Origin of the sequence: Ktedonobacter robiniae, assembly GCF_016587375.1 — a bacterium.
GTDB classification, from domain to species: Bacteria; Chloroflexota; Ktedonobacteria; order Ktedonobacterales; family Ktedonobacteraceae; genus Ktedonobacter; species Ktedonobacter robiniae.
The window spans coordinates 16218-34013 of the sequence record NZ_BNJG01000008.1; the positions used below are offsets into that span (position 1 = coordinate 16218).

At 55.7% G+C, this 17796-nt stretch carries 17 protein-coding genes and 1 pseudogene; 5 read left to right on the top strand and 13 right to left on the bottom strand.

The annotated features are described in order from the left end of the window. Positions 1 to 90 precede the first annotated feature (90 nt). Positions 91 to 2559 carry a glycoside hydrolase family 31 protein gene (locus tag JMJ04_RS45590; protein ID WP_201376981.1) on the top strand — a complete coding sequence of 823 codons (2469 nt, stop codon included), beginning with the start codon at positions 91 to 93 and terminating at the stop codon, positions 2557 to 2559. Positions 2560 to 2659: 100 nt separating this feature from the next. Here the strand turns inward: JMJ04_RS45590 and JMJ04_RS45595 are convergent, their stop codons facing one another. From JMJ04_RS45595 to JMJ04_RS47860, 13 genes and pseudogenes are all read right to left on the bottom strand, one after another. After that, positions 2660 to 3313, bottom strand: coding sequence for a hypothetical protein (locus JMJ04_RS45595; RefSeq protein WP_201376982.1), 654 nt, complete (start codon positions 3311 to 3313; stop codon positions 2660 to 2662). 200 nt (positions 3314 to 3513) lie between these two features. Then, positions 3514 to 4376: pseudogene (locus JMJ04_RS49555) on the bottom strand (Tn3 family transposase); the annotation flags it as partial. A gap of 305 nt (positions 4377 to 4681) precedes the next feature. After that, positions 4682 to 4999, bottom strand: a complete 318-nt coding sequence (locus JMJ04_RS45610) for a hypothetical protein (protein ID WP_201376985.1) — start codon at positions 4997 to 4999, stop codon at positions 4682 to 4684. Between the two features lie 33 nt (positions 5000 to 5032). Then, positions 5033 to 6337: an MFS transporter gene (locus JMJ04_RS45615; protein ID WP_201376986.1), complete on the bottom strand. Its 1305-nt coding sequence runs from the start codon at positions 6335 to 6337 to the stop codon at positions 5033 to 5035. A 27-nt stretch (positions 6338 to 6364) separates the two neighbouring features. After that, the gene (locus tag JMJ04_RS45620) at positions 6365 to 6910 is read right to left on the bottom strand and encodes a nitroreductase/quinone reductase family protein (RefSeq protein WP_201376987.1); all 546 of its coding nucleotides are present in this window, start codon (positions 6908 to 6910) and stop codon (positions 6365 to 6367) included. Between the two features lie 229 nt (positions 6911 to 7139). Beyond that, positions 7140 to 7511: a VOC family protein gene (locus JMJ04_RS45625; protein WP_236039190.1), complete on the bottom strand. Its 372-nt coding sequence runs from the start codon at positions 7509 to 7511 to the stop codon at positions 7140 to 7142. A 631-nt stretch (positions 7512 to 8142) separates the two neighbouring features. Further along, complete coding sequence (locus tag JMJ04_RS45630) at positions 8143 to 8589, bottom strand: DoxX family protein (protein WP_236039191.1); 447 nt, start codon at positions 8587 to 8589, stop codon at positions 8143 to 8145. 279 nt (positions 8590 to 8868) lie between these two features. Continuing rightward, positions 8869 to 9162 carry a hypothetical protein gene (locus JMJ04_RS45635; protein WP_201376988.1) on the bottom strand — a complete coding sequence of 98 codons (294 nt, stop codon included), beginning with the start codon at positions 9160 to 9162 and terminating at the stop codon, positions 8869 to 8871. Between the two features lie 111 nt (positions 9163 to 9273). Further along, complete coding sequence (locus JMJ04_RS49425) at positions 9274 to 9729, bottom strand: carboxymuconolactone decarboxylase family protein (protein ID WP_201377034.1); 456 nt, start codon at positions 9727 to 9729, stop codon at positions 9274 to 9276. A 505-nt stretch (positions 9730 to 10234) separates the two neighbouring features. Next, positions 10235 to 11155 (bottom strand): helix-turn-helix transcriptional regulator, encoded by a 921-nt coding sequence (locus JMJ04_RS48500; protein WP_307811831.1) that lies wholly within the window; start codon positions 11153 to 11155, stop codon positions 10235 to 10237. Further along, complete coding sequence (locus JMJ04_RS47850) at positions 11053 to 11616, bottom strand: hypothetical protein (protein WP_236039192.1); 564 nt, start codon at positions 11614 to 11616, stop codon at positions 11053 to 11055. The genes JMJ04_RS48500 and JMJ04_RS47850 overlap by 103 nt, the downstream gene beginning before the upstream one ends. Then, positions 11604 to 12995, bottom strand: a complete 1392-nt coding sequence (locus tag JMJ04_RS47855) for a winged helix-turn-helix domain-containing protein (protein WP_236039193.1) — start codon at positions 12993 to 12995, stop codon at positions 11604 to 11606. The genes JMJ04_RS47850 and JMJ04_RS47855 overlap by 13 nt, the downstream gene beginning before the upstream one ends. After that, on the bottom strand, positions 12992 to 13471 hold the full coding sequence (locus tag JMJ04_RS47860; RefSeq protein WP_236039194.1) for a DUF6788 family protein: 480 nt from the start codon (positions 13469 to 13471) through the stop codon (positions 12992 to 12994). The genes JMJ04_RS47855 and JMJ04_RS47860 overlap by 4 nt, the downstream gene beginning before the upstream one ends. A 596-nt stretch (positions 13472 to 14067) precedes the next feature. Between JMJ04_RS47860 and JMJ04_RS45655 the strand changes: the two genes are divergently transcribed. From JMJ04_RS45655 to JMJ04_RS45670, 4 genes are all read left to right on the top strand, one after another. After that, entirely contained in the window at positions 14068 to 14571 is a 504-nt protein-coding gene (locus JMJ04_RS45655) for a MarR family winged helix-turn-helix transcriptional regulator (protein WP_201376989.1), read from the top strand. Next, complete coding sequence (locus tag JMJ04_RS45660; RefSeq protein ID WP_201376990.1) at positions 14555 to 15541, top strand: ATP-binding cassette domain-containing protein; 987 nt, start codon at positions 14555 to 14557, stop codon at positions 15539 to 15541. Before JMJ04_RS45655 ends, JMJ04_RS45660 begins: the two co-directional genes overlap by 17 nt. A 15-nt stretch (positions 15542 to 15556) precedes the next feature. Next, complete coding sequence (locus tag JMJ04_RS45665) at positions 15557 to 16375, top strand: ABC transporter permease (RefSeq protein ID WP_201376991.1); 819 nt, start codon at positions 15557 to 15559, stop codon at positions 16373 to 16375. 179 nt (positions 16376 to 16554) lie between these two features. Further along, complete coding sequence (locus JMJ04_RS45670) at positions 16555 to 17745, top strand: FAD-dependent oxidoreductase (protein ID WP_201376992.1); 1191 nt, start codon at positions 16555 to 16557, stop codon at positions 17743 to 17745. Positions 17746 to 17796: the final 51 nt, after the last annotated feature.

The window sequence follows — 17796 nt, forward strand, 5'->3', positions numbered from 1 at the left end:
CTGGGTGCCAGTACTCTGTCCCGGAGGCGTAGGTGCGTACGTCAGTAGCGCTCATCCCACCACAACGTGCTTTGAAAGGAAAACACTTTTATGGAGATGGCAACGCCAGCCACCACAAGCGCTCATCTCATCTCTCTCTCCCCCCTGGGCTATCATGTCCTGGGGACCGCGTCCATGCTCGAAACCACCACCTCGAAGGTGTGCTTGCGCGCTGGCTCAGCAACAGTCGAAGTTACTGCGCTAGCTTCAGACCTGTTTCGCGTGGGCTTCTTCCCGCATGGTCGCCCCGCGAGCTATGGCTCCGAGGCTGTGGTATTTTGGGATTGGGAACCTGGTCCTGTGACGATCAGGGAGGGAGAGGGCGAAGTAACTATCGCTACTTCTGTTGCGACCGCGCATCTCTCGCTAGATCCTCTGCGCATCGGCTTTACCGACCAGGCTGGTCGCACCTTCGCGATCGATGATCCAGAGCTTGGCATGGGCTGGCTGCCCCCCGAGCAGGCGCCATCTCTCGACATGGTCAATCCGCTCGCCATCCTTGGCACACCCACGCGCGTCTATAAGCAGCATCAGCCGGGAGCGCGCTACTTTGGCTGTGGCGAGCGCACAGGCGAATTGGAGAAAACAGGGACCCACCAGCTCTTCTGGAATATTGATCCACCACGTGGTCATACCGCCCTGCAAAATAACCTGTATGTCTCGATTCCTTTTACCATGGTGATGGCCGATGGACAGACCTGGGGACTATTCCTGGATAGCCCGGCACGCGTCGAGTTTGACCTGGCGCATGAGGATTCTCAGCGCTCGTGGTTTGGCACGGAGAACGGCGACCTGGTCTACTATGTCTTCTGTGGACCCACACCGCAGGCCGTTCTGGAGCGTTATACCGAGCTTACAGGCCGCACGCCACTTCCCCCGCTCTGGTCCCTGGGCAATGGGCAGAGCCGCTTTAGCTATGAGACCGCCGAGGAGGTACGCTCCCTGGCGCGCGCCTTCCGTGAGCGCGATATTCCCTGCGATACTCTCTACCTCGACATTGATTGCCTCGATGGCTACCGTGTCTTCACCTGGGATAATACGCGCTTCCCCGATCCCGAGGGCCTGCTCTCTGAGTTGCGTGAGATGGGCTTCCATGTCGTCTGCATTGTCGATGCGGGCGTCAAAGTCGATGAGAACTACGAGGTCTATACCGAGGGCCGCGAGCGTGATCTCTACTGTAAGACCCCCCAGGGAGACGACTACCAGAATGCCGTCTGGCCGGGCGTCTGTGTCTTCCCCGATTTTACTAATCCGCAGGCGCGTGCGTGGTGGGGCGACCTCCACCAGGGCCTGCTCGACGCTGGTATCACGGGTATCTGGTCCGACATGAACGAGCCTGCGCTCTTTATTCCCCTCAACTCAACTATGCCGTCAGATGTGATTCACCCAGGCGGCGGGAAGGCGCGGCTACACACACAGGTGCATAACGCCTATGGCTCCTTGATGGTGCAGGCCGCGCGCGAAGGACTCTTACGCCTGCGACCCCAGCAACGACCCTTTGTTATTTCGCGCTCCGGCTACGCGGGAGTGCAGCGCCACGCCCTGATCTGGACAGGCGATAACTCCTCGACCTGGGAACACCTGGCAATGAGTCTGACGCAGTTGCTGAACCTGGGCCTCTCAGGCGTGGGCTGGGCCGGAGCCGATGTCGGTGGCTTCTATGGCGACACGAGCGGGGAACTGCTGGCACGCTGGACGGAGTTCGGCCTCTTCCAGCCATTCTGCCGCAACCACTCGGAGAAGCAGACGCGCCACCAGGAGCCCTGGGTCTTCGGCGAACCCTACACCTCTACTATTCGTGGTCTCCTCAAGTTACGCCAGCGCCTGCTGCCCTATCTCTACACCCTCTTCGAGGAGTGCCATCGCACAGGCACGCCCTTGCTGCGCCCCCTCTTCTGGTGCTATCCCGAGGACAAGGATGCCTATGGCGCAAGCGATCAGTTCCTCTGCGGCGATGCCCTCCTCGTCGCGCCCATCACGCGTCCCGGCGCCGAGTATCGCCATGTTTATCTCCCCGAAGGCACCTGGTCCCACTACTGGACCGGCGAGCGCTTCGAGGGTCCAACGCATATCCTCGCGCACGCCCCCCTTGGGCAACCCGCCCTCTATGTCCGGGCCAACACCGCCATCCCGCTCTGGCCCGCCATGAACTACGTCGGTCAGGCCCCATCCGACCCTCTGACCCTCATCCTCTATCCCGCACCTGGCAACGGCGACGCCATGCTCTATGAAGATACAGGTGATGGATATGCCTATATCGAAGGCGAATATTCCCGGCGCACCATCCACTGTGAATGTGATGGAAAGCAAATTCGTGTCACCCTGGGAGAACAGGAAGGAACCTTTGCCCCCACGCGCCAGCGCCTGCATCTCGAACTGCGCGAAGTCCCCACCGCGCCAGCAGAGATCAATCTAGGCGATCAGCCTATTGCCTGGTATTACGACCACGAACAGCGCCGAGTCAGCATCAACCTCGCCGCCACCGCTAATGAGCAGACAATCGAAGTGTTGTTTGCGTAACTGATTGTATCCGGGGGCGGGAAATTGGCAGGATCTCCCAAACAAGTGCCCACCTGGAAGACAGGTGGGCACTTGTTTGGGAGATCCTGCCAGGGAAAAACTAGAGGCCTTTGGGACGCGCGGGTTTTCCGCGTTCGACGAGGTACTGATCAAATTCGTTGAGGGTGCGTACCCCATGCTGTAAGACAGCGTCATAGATATCTGTGCTGGCTACCTCGACCCGGTAGGTGGGGAGTTGATACCACACATCCTTGATCCGAAGAATGGTGAGCCGGGTTTCTGGCGTCAGTTGTTGCTCAATAGCGTCATGAAGCGGTTCTGGGCGAATTCCTTCGCCAAGCCAGAAGGAGATATCAAGCTTCCATTCAGCCTGTCCAGGGCGCTCATAGTACACCATAAAAAAATAACGCTCATCTAAGTCAGCGAGCTTGAAGTGATCGCTTTGATGCAAGTAGCGCACTTGCTTGACGTGTGGATGTGTCAACAGTGGATGCATGATCTCGAATGCACGCTCAATGCTCAATCTCGGACTAGAAACTTGCAGGTCGATGTCGCGCCAGACCATCAATCCTAGAACCGTGCTGCCCGTTTGCCTGACGACGCCCTCTGCACTGAGTAATTCGATCAAGTTCAGTTCCTTCAGCACGCTTTGCGCTTCTTCTTGCAAGAGGCGCTGACGTTGCAGTAACAGCTTATCTTGCTCAGGCTGTTGTGCCTCCTGGTGTACAACGGGAGAAGTAAGCTCCTCATTCATTCTGTTATGCCCCTTTGCTTTCTTTTAAAAATATATTCATTTGGTGAAGTTGCTATAGCAAAAGAGCTTACTCAAAATTTTCACGAAAAGCAAGGGCTAAATGAAGACAAGCGTGAGCAAAACGTGATGTATCTGGGATTGGCGCAATGCAATTATGTGAACTAGGGGGGGCATAACTCCCCGAAACGGTGTACTCGGCTTCAACCCGGCATCTCCTTCATCCACATCGAGATGATGGGGTAATGTGCTAAGGCTTCGACGATTTCCTCTATATTGATGGACTCTGACGCTTTTGTAAACTCATACCAACCATAGAAATTAATATGTTGCCAGTCCACCGGGGAGATGTGCGCCATGTCCTGGGTGGCCTCTTGGCGTGCCCACAACTGCGACAAGATGGTCATATTGTAGTAGATGATGCAGTCGGTGACCAATCGGCTACACTCATGCCAGAGATGTTGGTCATCTTCTAACTTAAAGCGCAATTTACCAAAATTGGCGTAGAAAACAGCACGGCGAAGTTGATGGTAGCTTTCGTCCCGATTGAGCGCAGTCTGGACGTTCTTGCGCAGAAGTGGCGAGTCTACAAAATCGAGCAAATAGAGGCTGCTAATAATATTGTCGTATTCCCACAAAGCCTGGCATGTCTTGTTTTTTCGAGAATGGGAAGAGCTGTTTCAAATTTTTGCCCATCGCTACTGGAGTGGACCATGTTGGCAATATCATAGTACCGAAAAATCGTCAGAGCAGCGATGGCATTACTGATGCAATCATTGGCCGCTTTCAGGGTTTCGGGGCGCAGAAAGTTTTCCGAGGTGCTTGCCAGTGTGGCGAAGGTGATATCCGAAATTTTACCCATGCGACCAAGACCCATGTTGGTTGCCCAGGCAATGAGACAGGCGCTTAGAATGCGCTCATCGGCAACCTGTTTGCTGTACCGTCCCAGAACATGCTCGAAGCACGTCATGAAGTGACAGTGGTGATTTACAAAGTGGAGCACACTACTGATGTTCACCTGAGGCAACATCTCAAAGATCGGATGGTTGGTTTGGCTCGGTGCTCGTTGGACACTGTCGCGGCAAAAGAGATCGCCTGCTTCAAGTCGATGGCGCACCAGACGATAGACCAGAAATTCATAGCGGTCGGGGATGATGCGTTTCTGACCGGTTTCATTCCGCTGGTAGAGGTACCGTTTATCTCGGGCGGGAAAGAAATCGGTGGGAAAATCCACCGACGCGATTTGGCGGAGTGAGCGGTCTTCTTGAAAGGCGGTCTTGAGAAAGTGGATGGCTCCTGGATGGGCGCGTTGACTCGGGTGGCAGAGAGATCGATGGCGCGCAAGAGGGGACGGAGATGTTGCTTGAAGCGCTAGGCCATGGAGTCAATATGCTCCCATTCAAAGGCGATTTCATCGCAGCTCGCCTCGTTGACCATATACTCGGCAACACGCGTTAAGCGTTGCCGATTGAGAAGAGCAAAGGCTTGTTCTTGCACGGTACAAAACGGCGTGGTGCGTTCATACTCGGCAGTAAAGAGTTTGAGTCCCTCCCCAGCTTTGGGCAGATCTTGATTTCTGGCCCTACAGTACTCAGACACTGCCTTTTTGGCTGTAGCTTTCGCTTCATCTGAGTACTGCTTTACCAGATGAATGAGGGGGTTGTTACATACGATGAAAGGATGGGTCATACTGGCCTCCGTATGGAATTGTGTGCTGATTTATCAGCGACGGGATGCCGTCTCTTCCTCGCGAGATCGCTGAACACTCCGCTCTTGTGCACATCTGGTCACGCTTTTCGTTTTCCCATCCAGACCGCGCATCGTGGGAGAAACCAATCCTCCCAATCCGGCTAAGACGCAGGCGAGACCAGAAAGGCCAATGACCACGTTGGGCGCGAGGTATTGGAGAAGAAGTCCGCCCACCAATGTGCCAAGTGGAGCCGCGGCAGTCGTTAAGGCAAGACGGATCCCAAACACCTGCCCTCGCATGGAGGGCTCGACCAGCCGCTGCAACAGTGAAGCTTCGATCGGGAGATACGGTGCCCAGGAACACGCGCCTAGGGCCAGACACAGCAGCGCGAGGGATAGCGAATGAAACAGCATCAGTGGGCAAAGGAAGCCTCCCCACAGGATGGCGATCAACGGTTGCGTGATTCCTGGTCGGGCTCGCGCAGCAACCAAACCAGTGCAAAGCGCTCCGACCAGTGCCCCCACCCCGAAACCTGTCCAGAGCAGGCCATATCCCTGGGCCCCTGCATGGAGAATCCGATCACTATAGAGAGGCAACGCTGCTTCCAGAGGGCCATACGAGAAGAAGAACACCACTGATAAGCTCGTGAGCAAACGCAACTCCTTGAAACGCGTGAGGAGAGCAAAGCCACCCAACCAGTTCGTTTTCGTCGCGGGCGCTGCATGGTGCTCAGCACGCGAGATGGAAGGGAGAGAAAAAACGAGGAGTCCCATGAGCAGGAAACTCACTGCGTCCACCAAAAGCGCATATGCCCCTCCAATGTGTGTGACCAGGATACCTGCCAGCACCGGTCCAACCAGAAACGCAAACTGCGAGCTTGTTGAGGTCAGGGCATTCGCCCGCTCAAGTGCATCCTCCTGAACGAGATGCGGCAAAAGAACACGCATGCCCACGCCGGTAGCGGGGGAGAGCGTACCCGCCAAGAATGCCAGGAGAGCGATCTGCCAGAGTTGCAACATTCCTGACCATGCGAGCGCCGGAATGGCTCCGATCAGCAGAGCACGCGCGCAGTTGTCAAATCCCATCACCAGGCGAGGTTGCCAGCGATCCAAGACCGCTCCCAGGAGTGGTCCTGTGACCATGCCCGGGAGTTGAAAACACAGCAGGATCAGGCTGATGGCTACCCCAGACCCGGTGAGTTGTAAGACGAACCAGAGCAAGGCAATGGTGGTAAATTGATCTCCAACATAGGAGATGCTTAACCCCAACCATAATCGCAGAAAGGCACTGGAACGCAATGGGTGACGTTCGATAGTTAATTTGAGGGAATCGAGCACGAACAGGCTCCCTTTTTATCCATTCATTCACAAACTTCTCTCATTCGCCTGCATCGCTTGCCGCGCATGAGAGCCTTCTTCCAAGGGTGAGTTGTAAGCAGTTGTGACGAGAAAAACCGGGTGATTCACAGCCTCGCGCTCAAAATCCTCCAGGGGCGCATCGACAGCGATGCTCAAGTACTTGCTGAGGACGAAATGACGATACATGCTGACAAACAGCGGAGGAATACCATCAGGACCCATGCGCACGGCTTCTCGAAACACCCGCGCAGCTGCGGCTGGTTCCAATTCGACTGCTCGAATGCTTTCTGTCTGTCGTCCCCGCGTCAGGGTCGCTTCTCCGCCCGCCGCGCGAAGATTGCGTACCCAATTGACGATCCCGTACGGAGCAATGAGATACCGCTGGTGATCTTGGACAAAAAGGGAGAGGGGTGTCTCGATCAATTTGCCGCTTTTACGCCCGCGAACGCTCAGCAGCGATGTGCTGCCCATTTGTAGACCTAGGCGCACCAGAAACGCATTCATGGTATTACTGAAACGAACGTATGCCGTGACGCGATAGCTCTTTTCCATACCACGTCTTTTCCTTTCCGTAACGAGAGAAGGCCGAAAATCTCTTGAAGAACCTCTCTCAAGATCTGCCGACAGACCGTTCAGTACGACGCCGCTCATGGTCTGGGTTCGCACCGAGCTATCCGTCTTGCGTTCCCTCACCGATGCTCACCAACCTGTTTGGTGAGCATCGGTGAGGCAGTGGAAGTGGTCGGCAGCGGCGTGAGGGCCGCCAGCCGAGACAGGGCAACTAAGCCTGAACCACCAGCCAGCGATTGCCATCGGGATCACTGATCTCAAACCACTTGACGCCAGAGCCTGGGCCATACAGATCATCCTTCACTTCGTTGACCTTGGCCCCCTTTGCTTTGAGCTCGTTGTACGCCGCTTCAAGATCCGAAGTCGCAAGATAGAGCTTCATCGTCCCAGGCTGCATGTTTTCATGCATGGTGGTCAGATTGAGCGAGGCACCTCCTCCGGGAAGTTCAAGAGAGACCCAGTGCTGATCGCGCTGTCCGAAGTCTTTGGTCACACGGAAGCCTAACTGCTCCGCATAGAATGCTTTGGCCTTTGCCATCTCGGTGACCGCTATCGTCAACATCGAAATTTTCTCGTTTGCCATGGTTATCATCTGCCTTTCACGTATCGTAACAGAACGTGTTCTGTGTTCTTCTTATTGGACTGGAGCCAGCGCGTTTTCGCTAGCGTACCGTCGCATTTTCGTCCTTCACTTCTCTGACGAAACAGCGTGCAGAAATGTGACCGGCTCCCTGAAGTCTGCGAGCCATATGAGAGATCATCCAGAGGATTACTCCAGGTGGGGTATTAGGCCCGCCGGAGAAATTTACAAGCGCTCGTGGGAAATCGCATCTTATCGGCACTGTCTTTTCCTATCGATTATCCTCAAAACCTGCCTCTTATCAGCAGTGTAGAGGCAATTTTAGCGATGTACCGTGCCGATAATGTCACCTATCGGTGATATTCAATCTCATTAGCTCTGCATTGTACTTCCTGATTTCAAGTCAGTTCACGCCTTAAACGTTGTAAACTTCGCGCGTGGGTTTAAAAGGACTGGTAATCCTCCTATCCACTCATACAAGGTCGGTTTTTGATTTTCCATCATCATTGAATGTCCTTTCAAGAGACATGCTTCTCCAATACGGCCTATGAGGCAGAGGCAAGAAATGTCCGAGCGCTTTGGCATGAGAGAGGTTGAGGATCAGGCAGCACATGCTGACCCGCCACCTGCCTGTTTATGCACGTTTCAGGATACTGCCGAAACTATCGGTTAGCTTCCCAAGGGTGCGGCTTTGTGGTCGAAGCGCCCAGGAGGCGACCACGAGCAGAAGCACTGAACCGGTATAGATGAGGTGGAATTTGCTATCGCCAACAATGGCGTGGGAGAGAAACGCGCCAGTCATGTTGAAGAACATGCCAGCATATGCCCATTCCTTGAGCCGAGGAAAGCGCGGCACGACGATAGCTATAACCCCAAGAATCTTCCATGTCCCGATGATATTCAAAAGGAAGAGTGGGTATCCAAGGACCGTGTGCGTTTCCACCGTTCCAAACTGCTGTGTCAACTCTCCCGTAGCGCCTGCGAGCATCACAAACACAAGAGCCGCAGTGACCGTCCAATACGCTATCGCTTTTCCTTTTGCTGATCTGAGAGAAACGTTCATTGATACTGTCTGTTCCACGTTGTTTTTCTCCTCCTGATATGAGAGTGTGTGGTTGTCTCTGGAATGTTATGTACAGAATTTCACACATGGACGCGAGTCTGATCCTGGGACTGAAACCAGTTGAAGGCATCAACACGCGGAGCGGTTTTATGAGAGCCTGTACGAAGCGTTTTCTTTTGTTGGAAGCCAGCCTGTGCATGCTTCGATGAAACTGAACCTTCTCTGCTTCCATTTGCTGCGTTTTCGTCCTCACTCTTCTGACGTAATCTGGCCAGAGGATGTGACCGGGGGAGAGCATTACCCTAAGGCAAAAATCTCTACCGTGTATTCATCACCAAGAGAGAGATAGGGGTGGCTCTGCACCAGGCGAAATGCCTCTGCCCTCTCTTCCGCTTGAATGATGGCATAGCCATTGAGGGGAGTCGCACTCTCATCTGCCGAACCATCCCCATGCAGAGTGTGCCCCTGTTTCATTGGCGATCCCACGTCAAGCAGATGTTCCCCCAACCCGGTAAACCATTGTGGCCACCCGTTGTGTGATGCATCTGGCGATGTGGCTGGCCCTCTATAGAGCAAAAGAAATTTGTTCATGGTCTTCTCCCTTTCTTGCATGATCTCTATGTGTCAGCATATTCGGCTGGTCAGCCGACGTACACCCAGGTGTTGCGAGGATGTACGCCGACTGATCTGCTTCCCATCACCTTACCAACCCTGGCCCGCCATCTGCCTGGTTGTGGCATTCAGGCGATTGAAGAGGTTGGTGGTAGCGATCATGAGAATGATCGCTGCCAGCCCTTTCTCATCGTAATGGCGGGCGGCCTCCTCCCAAATCTCGTCTGAGACCGGGTCAGGCCGGTCGGCGAGGCGGGTGGCGGCTTCGGCGAGCGCGAGGGCGGCGCGCTCAGCATCGGTGAAGTAGGGCGTCTCCCTCCAAGCCGCGACAGCGAAGAGTCGCTCGTCTGTTTCTCCGGCCTTCTTGGCACTACGTGCGCCAAAGTCAACACAATAGCTACAGCCATTGATCTGGCTCACGCGCAAATGGACCAACTCAAGTGTCTTCTGAGGTACTCCGCCCTGTCTGGTGGTCTTGAGCAAGACCTGGATGGGCTGCAGAACGTCAGGAAGGATGGTTGCTGGATTGCTCATTCGTGCTTGCATGATGAATAGTTCTCCTTTAGGTGTTTTCAGTTCTGTCTGTTTCGATGAAGCTGCATCGGGATCGTCTGCATCCCGCCTTCGCTGTTCTTGCGCTTCGGCGGCCTCATATGTCTCAAGGGAGAGCAAGATCAAACCCAAACGGTGGATCTTGAGCAGCACCCCAAAGAGGGCCGCCTGATCAGGCAAGGGGCCGGCGAGCCTCGTGGTTCCAGCTGGCTCATGGACCATCGTGAGTCCATATAACCAGTCCTGCCAGAAAGGATCAAGGTATCCTTTGATCCGAATGTGATAGTGCATCAGCCGCTTCTCCCTTTGTGGTTCTCTCCACACACACACGGATAGCGCATAGGCAGCCTGGAGACAGTCGTCAAAAGTCTACCGCAAGGAGAATATTGCGAGGGGAAAGAGCGGTGTGTTGGGGTTCTCCGTTGGGGAGGAAAATCTCAGTGAATGCCGCCACCACCTGGGACTTCTCCAGAGGTTCCCAGGTGGTGGCGGAAGCTGTTTAGAGGAGAGAGGCGGTACGTGCCTGGGCAATCGCCTGGGTGCGGCTCTCTGCTCCCAGTTTAGCGAGCAGACTGCTGACATGTTTCTTGACAGTGGAAAGCTGGATCACGAGCTCGTTGGCGATCTGCTGGTTGGAGGCACCCTCTGCCAGCAGGCTCAAAACCTCCTGCTCACGCCCAGTCAGCGGCTCGATGATCTGTGGTGAGGCAGATGCAGCGCGTTCTGGAACAGGCACAGCTTGAGATTTTTGGATCAAGGGAGCATGAGGCATGCTCTCTGGCTTTTCCTCTTGCTCAAAGGCAGCCAGCAGGCGCAAGACGTAGGGTCGAGAAACGGCCACAGCCGCACCATCGGGTTCATCATCCTCCGGCTGTGCGTCCAGCAACGCTGCCAGGGCCTGGCGCATCGGTCTCCCTTCATCGAGATAGACGCGCAGATGGCCTTCTGGTTCTGTGAGCGCAAACAGGCGTGCCGCGACGCACATTGTTTGCGCTCCCTTGCCCGCGTGATGCAGGGCCAGCAGGTGCAAGGCGAGAAACTCGATTACCGTGTCAACAGAACCTTCTCGATCAAGGTGGCGGCTGAAGCGTGAGAGCATCTCGCCCGCCTGCTCGTAGTGCTGTTGGGCCACGAGTACCCACACCAGCATTAGCAGCTCCCAGCGGCGTAAGGGATTCCAGGCATCGGGGGAGAAGGTAGTTTGCGCCGCCCATGCTGCTGCCTCCGCCAGCTTCCCCTGAGCCAGCCACAATTTGACATGCAGAACCGTGACCCAGGGAGCATGATAGGCCAGCCCACCTTGCTCAAGCAGGGCTTTTAGCTGGTGCAGAGCCTCTTCTGCTGCTGCCAGATCTCCTCTTGCCAGCCCAAGCTGGGCTGAAAAATCTCGGTAACGGCCAGGAGTTGCATGTGTTGCCAGTTTTGCGCAAGACGTCGCAAACGCTGGAGCCAGTCAGGGGCCTCTTCCAGCCGATTCCAGGCGTAGGAGATCACGAACAGGCAATAATACAGATAGCCTTCCCAGGGAGTATGCGCACCAATCTGTTCAGCCAGGGCGAGGGCTTCCAGACATTCCTGCTGGGCCTGATGTAATTGGATGGCGTAGGTCGAGCGGATTTGAGCTGACCAGCTTAAGATGCGGGTCGCCATCAAGAGATCTCTTTCCTCCAACAACTGCTGCTTCGCCGCGCTGAGCCGGGGAAGCAGGGGAACCCCGTATTCCTGGTACATGGTGGTCAGCCAGAAGGTGAGGTAGAGCGGGATGATATTGCAATGGGTATCCTCATCTGGAGGAAGCGCATCAAGTTCACAAATCAGATCCCGCAAGCGCCCGGCATCGTTCTGCCTGAGGATTCCTCTGAGCTCGATCAAGGCTCGCAATTGGAACAGACGCTGCTCGATCCATACCCCTCGGCTTTGGAGATCTCGCGGTGTGGTTGTTCCTGCCGCAGCCGTGTATGGGGAGTAGGAAGGAGCGCTTCGAGGCGTGTGAAGGTGTGCTCTACCTGGGTAACCATGCCAACATAGATCTCCTGGCTACTCAAATTCACCGCGTCGAAGAAGCGAAATGCGGCACCAAGAGCCAGGTACAAGTGTTCACACAGAACAGCGTCTGGCAGCGAGAAGACCCAGCTATGCAGCGTTTTTGTTTCTCCACGAGACCAGAACGATCCCGCTGCCAGCTCCATCAAGGAGGCGGCATAGACGTGGTCAGAGGCAGCCAACGCGTGGGTAATAGCCTCGCGCCACTCACTTCGAGCCTCATAGAATCTGGCGGCTCGCAGGTGCAAGAGCGGCACCAGCTGGGGATGGCTGGAGTGGAGACGAGCGAGCAGGGCCTCTCGAAAGAGATCATGATAGCGGTACCACCGGCGCTGCTCGTCGAGCGGGACAAGAAAGAGATTGGCCTGCTCCAATGCCTGCAATCTCTGCTGGCTCTCAGACTCACCTGGAGCTTCGGTAACGGCCTGGCAGAGAGCCGCATTCATGCGAGGTAAAATCGCTGTCTGCAGCAAAAAGTTTTGGAGAGACTCAGGCAGCGGCGCGAGAATGTCCTGCTGCACATAATCCAGCAAATGCCGATGGGTACCCGCAAAGTCTTTCACAAAAGCAGCGTGATCTGGCCGTTTGCGCAGGGAGAGCGCGGCCAGATGCAGCCCGGCGATCCAGCCCTCCGTTCGCTGGGAGAGGGTGCTCACGTTGTCTTCCGAGAGAGGCAGGCTCATGGCATCACGCAGAAAGCTGGCGGCCTCAGGCTTGCTAAAGCGCAAATCCTGGTCGCGAATCTCCAGGAGTTGTCCACGCACGCGTAAGCGCGAGAGCGGAAGATCAGGGTCGGTGCGGCTGATCAAGACCAGGTGCAGGCTCGTGGGCAGATGCTCGATCAGAAAGAGCATGGAATCAATGATGGTCTGGTCAGAGATCACATGGTAGTCATCTAGAAGCAGGATGAGGTCTTGCGCGTTCTGTTCCACTTCCTGAAGCAAGGCCGCAAGACAGATCGAGAGCGGAAGAGATTGGGGTGAGTGCAGCAGGGTGAGTGCCGTCTCTCCCAAAGCGGGACGGCATCTGCGCAGGGCTGCAATGACCAGATCCCAGAAGCGGATCGGGTCATCGTCCAGTTCCTCAAGAGAGAGCCAGGCCAACACCTGCTCGCTTGCTTGTGTCCTCCCGCCGCGTTCCTGTCCCCTCTTTGACGCTGCCCATGCCGAGAGCAGGGTGGTCTTGCCACTCCCGGCAGAGGCTGAGATGAGTGTCAACGGATGGCGCTGATGAGATCCAGTTCAGTCAACAAGCGAGCACGCTCTACCAGAAAGCTCGGTGGACGGGGGACCGAGAGCTTGCTGGAGAGGAGCAGGCCCTTCAACTCAGATGATGGCGCATCTGGCCTGGGCGCAGCAGAGGCAGACACAGGTTCTCTGGTCAGGGCCTGTGCCTCCTGCTCTAAGCGAGCGAACGTGACCTGATCCGTGCGTCCGAGATAGCGTTTGCGGGTGCGCTGACCCTGCTTGTGATAGGCGTACCAGTAGCTGCTTCCACGGGGCCGGGCTTCTTTTAGGACTGAGAGCCGTCCAGCCTGCCCCACAAAAGCAAAGGCGGTGTGTATTTCCAACCAGCGAGAGAACGCGGAGTCATCTCCTGAGTGAAACCATTGAACAGATTGTCCCTGGGTTTGGAGTTCATAGCGTTGGGGGTCGTTTGACCAGATGAGCGTGTGTTGCGGCGGTTTGGGCATAGTATCCTTCCCATGATGTTGGGAATCATCTCGTTAATACCCAACAGCAGGGAGTATATCACAGAACCAGGGAAGCGAGCAAAGAGGCGGTAGGAGGCCCGAAATCCTTAAAACAGAGAAACACATACTGAGGAAGAGTGCTTCTCATCCATCTCTTACTCGATGCCTTGCACTTCCTCTCAGCCTTCGTCACGCTCACGCAGCGAGGAAGGAAGGGAAGGGGCGTGACGAACCTGATGGGTTCCACCCAGTGAAATGGCCCATTTTTGTACGAATAGTCATGCTCCAGGGGAACACCAGCATCGATGAAAATGCTTTATCTTACCTCCAAGCAGTCGCCAACACCTGAAGGCCGTCAACGGTCTAGCGTCGCGAGCCAAATCGTCGAAGCCTTAGCCCATCACTCCATCCTCTCGATATGGATGATGGAGGTGCCTGGTTAAAGCCGAGTGCACCGTTTCGGGGAAGTATGTAAAAATCCCCAACTACACACCCTTGACGGGAAAGCTATGCATAGATTATTATATACTTAGATAGGCTAAGTAATAGGAAAGCTAAGTACTAGTATGCCTAAGTAATAGGCATAAGTGTGATCGATGGCAGCTTCTTCTTCTTTTGATGAACTGAATATTGCGGACGAGTTGCTCGATCTGCTGCCAGAGTTATTGCGCCAGTTGCGTGTGGACCTGCCTGCCGAGGGGAGCCCTGAGCAGGAGAGTCCAGAGTGGCGTGATATCTCGGAACTGCGCGCAACCAATGGGCAGGTGCGCCTGCTACGTATCCTGAGTACGCGGCAGCATTGCACGATGCAGGAGTTGGCTGAGCACCTGGGGGTCGCCGCGCCAACCGTAACCGCGATGGTCAAAAGGCTACTGGCCCAGGGCTTTGTTGAGCGTGTGCGTGATGAACAGGACTGGCGCGTGGTCTGGATCTCGCCAACCGAACGCGGGATGAATGCCTTCAGGGCGTATGACCAGTTGCGGCGTGAGAATCTGCGTCGCCGCCTGTCCCTGCTCCAGGTGAATGAGCTTATGCAATTGCGCGCAGCCTTGCCGGTCCTTCGGCGTTTAATCGAGGTGAAGCATGACAATCACGGCTGAGAAACTTTCGCGCTCCTTTGGGGAGATCCACGCGGTCAGGGGTATTGACCTGCATGTTGAGCGTGGCGAGACCTTTGGTTTTCTAGGCCCCAATGGGGCTGGTAAAAGCACCACTATGAAGATGTTCTCGACTCTCTTGCGCCCGACAAGCGGACACGCGGTCATCAATGGCTATGATGTCGAGCGTCAGTCCTCCCAGGTACGCCGGAGTATCGGCATTGTCTTCCAGGACCCTACTCTCGACGAGTATCTGACGGCAGAGCAGAACCTGTATTATCATTGCATGATCTATCACACTCCCCCGAAGACGCGCGAGGCGCGCATAAGCGACGTGTTGCGTCTGGTTGGCCTGGAGGAGCGGCGCAAGGACGTGGTCAAAACCTTTTCTGGAGGCATGAAGCGCCGCCTGGAGGTCGCACGTGGCCTGTTGCATGAACCGCAGACCCTCTTCCTCGATGAACCCACGGTGGGCCTGGACCCCCAGACCCGGCGCAGTGTCTGGGAGCATGTCCTCAAGCTTCGCGAGAGCACGGGGCTGACCATCTTTATGACCACGCACTATATGGAAGAGGCTGAATATTGCGACCGGATCGCCATCATGGATCATGGGCAGATTGTGGCCGTCGACACGCCAGATGCGCTCAAACGGATGGTTGGACGAGATGTCGTGCGCCTTACCGTCTCCTCGCCCGAGCGCTCTGAAGCACTCCTCGCCCAGCAGCCAGCCTATAACGCACACCGAGATGGGGACGACATCATCGTCGAGGGTGATAACGGGCAGACCCTGGCGGCGCGTGTCATCCGTGAACTGACCCTGGCGGATATCGATGTGCTCGATGTGAGCGTTAGCTCGCCTACGCTGGAGGATGTCTTTGTTCATCTGACGGGTCGCGCCATTCGCGAAGAGTTAGCCAGCGCGAAGGACCGCATGGGTTCGCGCCTGCGCAGTCGTGGCCGGTTGCGCCGCTAGAGAGGGAGTGCTGCAATGCTAAAAATGACTGAACCGGTTACCATACCTGAGATTGTCCCCGAGAGTATCTCCGCCAATGCGCGTTTTATCGACCTGGAAGGCATCGCCATGATCTGGCGACGCGACATGGTGCGCCTATGGCGCCAGCGTTCGCGTCTGCTAGGCGCTGTGGCGCGTGCTCTGGTCTGGCTCTTCGCGCTCGGCTTCGGCCTGCGCGGCTCGCTCGGCTCTATCGCGGGCTTTAGCTACGAGCAGTTTGTCTTTCCCGGTGTGATCGCTATGACGGTCATCTTCAGTGGCTTGCAATCAGCGATCTCGATTGTGTATGACCGTGAGTTTGGCTTTCTTAAAGAGGTGCAGGTCGCGCCCACGCCGCGCTCAACCCTCGTCATCGGCAAGTGCCTGGGTGGCGCTTCTAGCTCAACGATCCAGGCCCTGATTATCCTGATCTTCGCGCCCTTTGCCGCCGTTCATCTCACGCCTTTGAACATCCTGGCGACCTTCGTGGCGACCTTCGTTACGGCCCTGGCCATCTCTGGTCTGGGGGTAGTGATCGCCATGTGGATCACCGATTTTGAGAACTTTGGCACGATCCAGAACTTTATCACCCTGCCTCTCTACATGTTCTCGGGCGCCATCTTCCCCACACGCCAAGTACCCGGCTGGCTGCATACCGTACTACTGCTCAACCCCTTGAGCTATGGCGTCAATGCGATTCGTGGATCACTACTTGGATACGAAGCCAGTAGTATCCCCTTTAACCTGGGCATCCTGCTTCTCTTCACCGTCGTTATGGTCGGCATCGCCATCTTTATGTCACGCAAAGAGGTGTGAAAGTCAAAAAGAAGTGAGTCGGTTGGCAAACCTGCCAACCGACTCACTTCTTTTTGACTTCTGCCAGGTGAAGTGTTGGATGATTGGCAGGTGAAGACGTCTATCTCTTTAGGACAGAGAACGCGATGTCTACCAGGCAGTGAGCGGCTACCTGGCTGAAGGCGAAAAGAGAGGGAAGCGTGTCAACATCGTCCTTGCATGTAATCATTATAGGTGGCGGACTTGGAGGCCTGTGCCTCGCCCAAGGATTACGGCGCGTGGAGATAGACGTAGCGCTTTATGAGCGAGATGCCTCGCCATACACGAGGAAGCAGGGCTATCGTCTGCATATTGATCGGCGAGGAATAGATGCCCTGCACTCCTGCCTCCCTCCGCACCTGTTCGATCTGTGTATGGCAACCGCATCTCGCCCAGGAAGCCAGGTCACGATTGTCACAAAGCAGCTTAAGCCAATAAAGGTGATTGGTTTTTCTCGGGAAGACTCGCCCACAATTGTGCCAGTAAGCACTTCAGTCGACCGGCTGACGCTGCGCGAGATTCTTCTTATCGGCCTTGATGACATTGTGCATTTCGGTAAAGAGTTTCTTCGATATGAGTACCTATCGGATGGCAGGGTGCGAGCATTCTTCAGCGATGGGACAGAGGCGTGTGGAGATGTGCTTATCGCGGCTGATGGCGTCAACTCGCGTGTGCGCCAGCAGTTCCTCCCCCACGCTTCCATTGAGGAGACAGATGTACGCTGCATTTATGGCAAGACGCTCCTGACCGAGGCCACACATTCCCTTATCCCAGATTTTCTCTATCGTGGTTTTGCCCAGGTAGTTGGCTTCCGCTTTAGCCTGGCCCTTGGTGTTGTCGACTTTCAGCAATTCCCTGCTGAGGCCGCGCGTAAGTTCGTGCCCGACGCATGTTTCCATACCACTGGCAGCTACTTGATGTGGTCATTGAACGCGAAACGCAGGCATATGGGGATGTCTGATGACAAGCTGTTTGGTCTGGATGGAGCACAGCTGATACAGTTTGTCTTGCAGAAGACGAAGCGCTGGCATCCCACCCTGCGCGCATTGCTTGCTGCTGGCGATCCGGAGGCGACCTTCCCTATTGCTGTGCGGACGGCAGTGCCCTGCCAGCCCTGGAAGAGCACCTCGACCACTTTGCTGGGGGACGCTATTCATGCCATGAGTCCCGCGGGCGGTTCGGGAGCAAACATGGCCTTGCGTGATGCACACACTCTCTGTCAGGCCCTGAAGGCAGCCGCCTATGGCGAACGGCCTCTTATTCCCGTCATCCATGACTATGAAGCATTAATGCTGGAGGAGGGTTTTGAGGCCGTTCGCTTTTCAGCGAGCGGAGGGGTTTTACGCCGGTAAGGGACATTGAGCTGTATGTTGTGCGACGCTACTAAACGCGTCGCACGCCCT

Bases quoted from the DNA above. Each gene is read 5' to 3' on its own strand.
- JMJ04_RS45590 (WP_201376981.1), top strand. From the start codon at position 91: ATGGAGATGGCAACGCCAGCCACCACAAGCGCTCATCTCATCTCTCTC.
- JMJ04_RS45595 (WP_201376982.1), bottom strand. From the start codon at position 3,313: ATGAATGAGGAGCTTACTTCTCCCGTTGTACACCAGGAGGCACAACAG.
- JMJ04_RS45610 (WP_201376985.1), bottom strand. From the start codon at position 4,999: ATGACCCATCCTTTCATCGTATGTAACAACCCCCTCATTCATCTGGTA.
- JMJ04_RS45620 (WP_201376987.1), bottom strand. From the start codon at position 6,910: ATGGAAAAGAGCTATCGCGTCACGGCATACGTTCGTTTCAGTAATACC.
- JMJ04_RS45625 (WP_236039190.1), bottom strand. From the start codon at position 7,511: ATGGCAAACGAGAAAATTTCGATGTTGACGATAGCGGTCACCGAGATG.
- JMJ04_RS45635 (WP_201376988.1), bottom strand. From the start codon at position 9,162: ATGAACAAATTTCTTTTGCTCTATAGAGGGCCAGCCACATCGCCAGAT.
- JMJ04_RS49425 (WP_201377034.1), bottom strand. From the start codon at position 9,729: ATGCAAGCACGAATGAGCAATCCAGCAACCATCCTTCCTGACGTTCTG.
- JMJ04_RS47860 (WP_236039194.1), bottom strand. From the start codon at position 13,471: ATGCCCAAACCGCCGCAACACACGCTCATCTGGTCAAACGACCCCCAA.
- JMJ04_RS45655 (WP_201376989.1), top strand. From the start codon at position 14,068: ATGGCAGCTTCTTCTTCTTTTGATGAACTGAATATTGCGGACGAGTTG.
- JMJ04_RS45660 (WP_201376990.1), top strand. From the start codon at position 14,555: ATGACAATCACGGCTGAGAAACTTTCGCGCTCCTTTGGGGAGATCCAC.
- JMJ04_RS45665 (WP_201376991.1), top strand. From the start codon at position 15,557: ATGCTAAAAATGACTGAACCGGTTACCATACCTGAGATTGTCCCCGAG.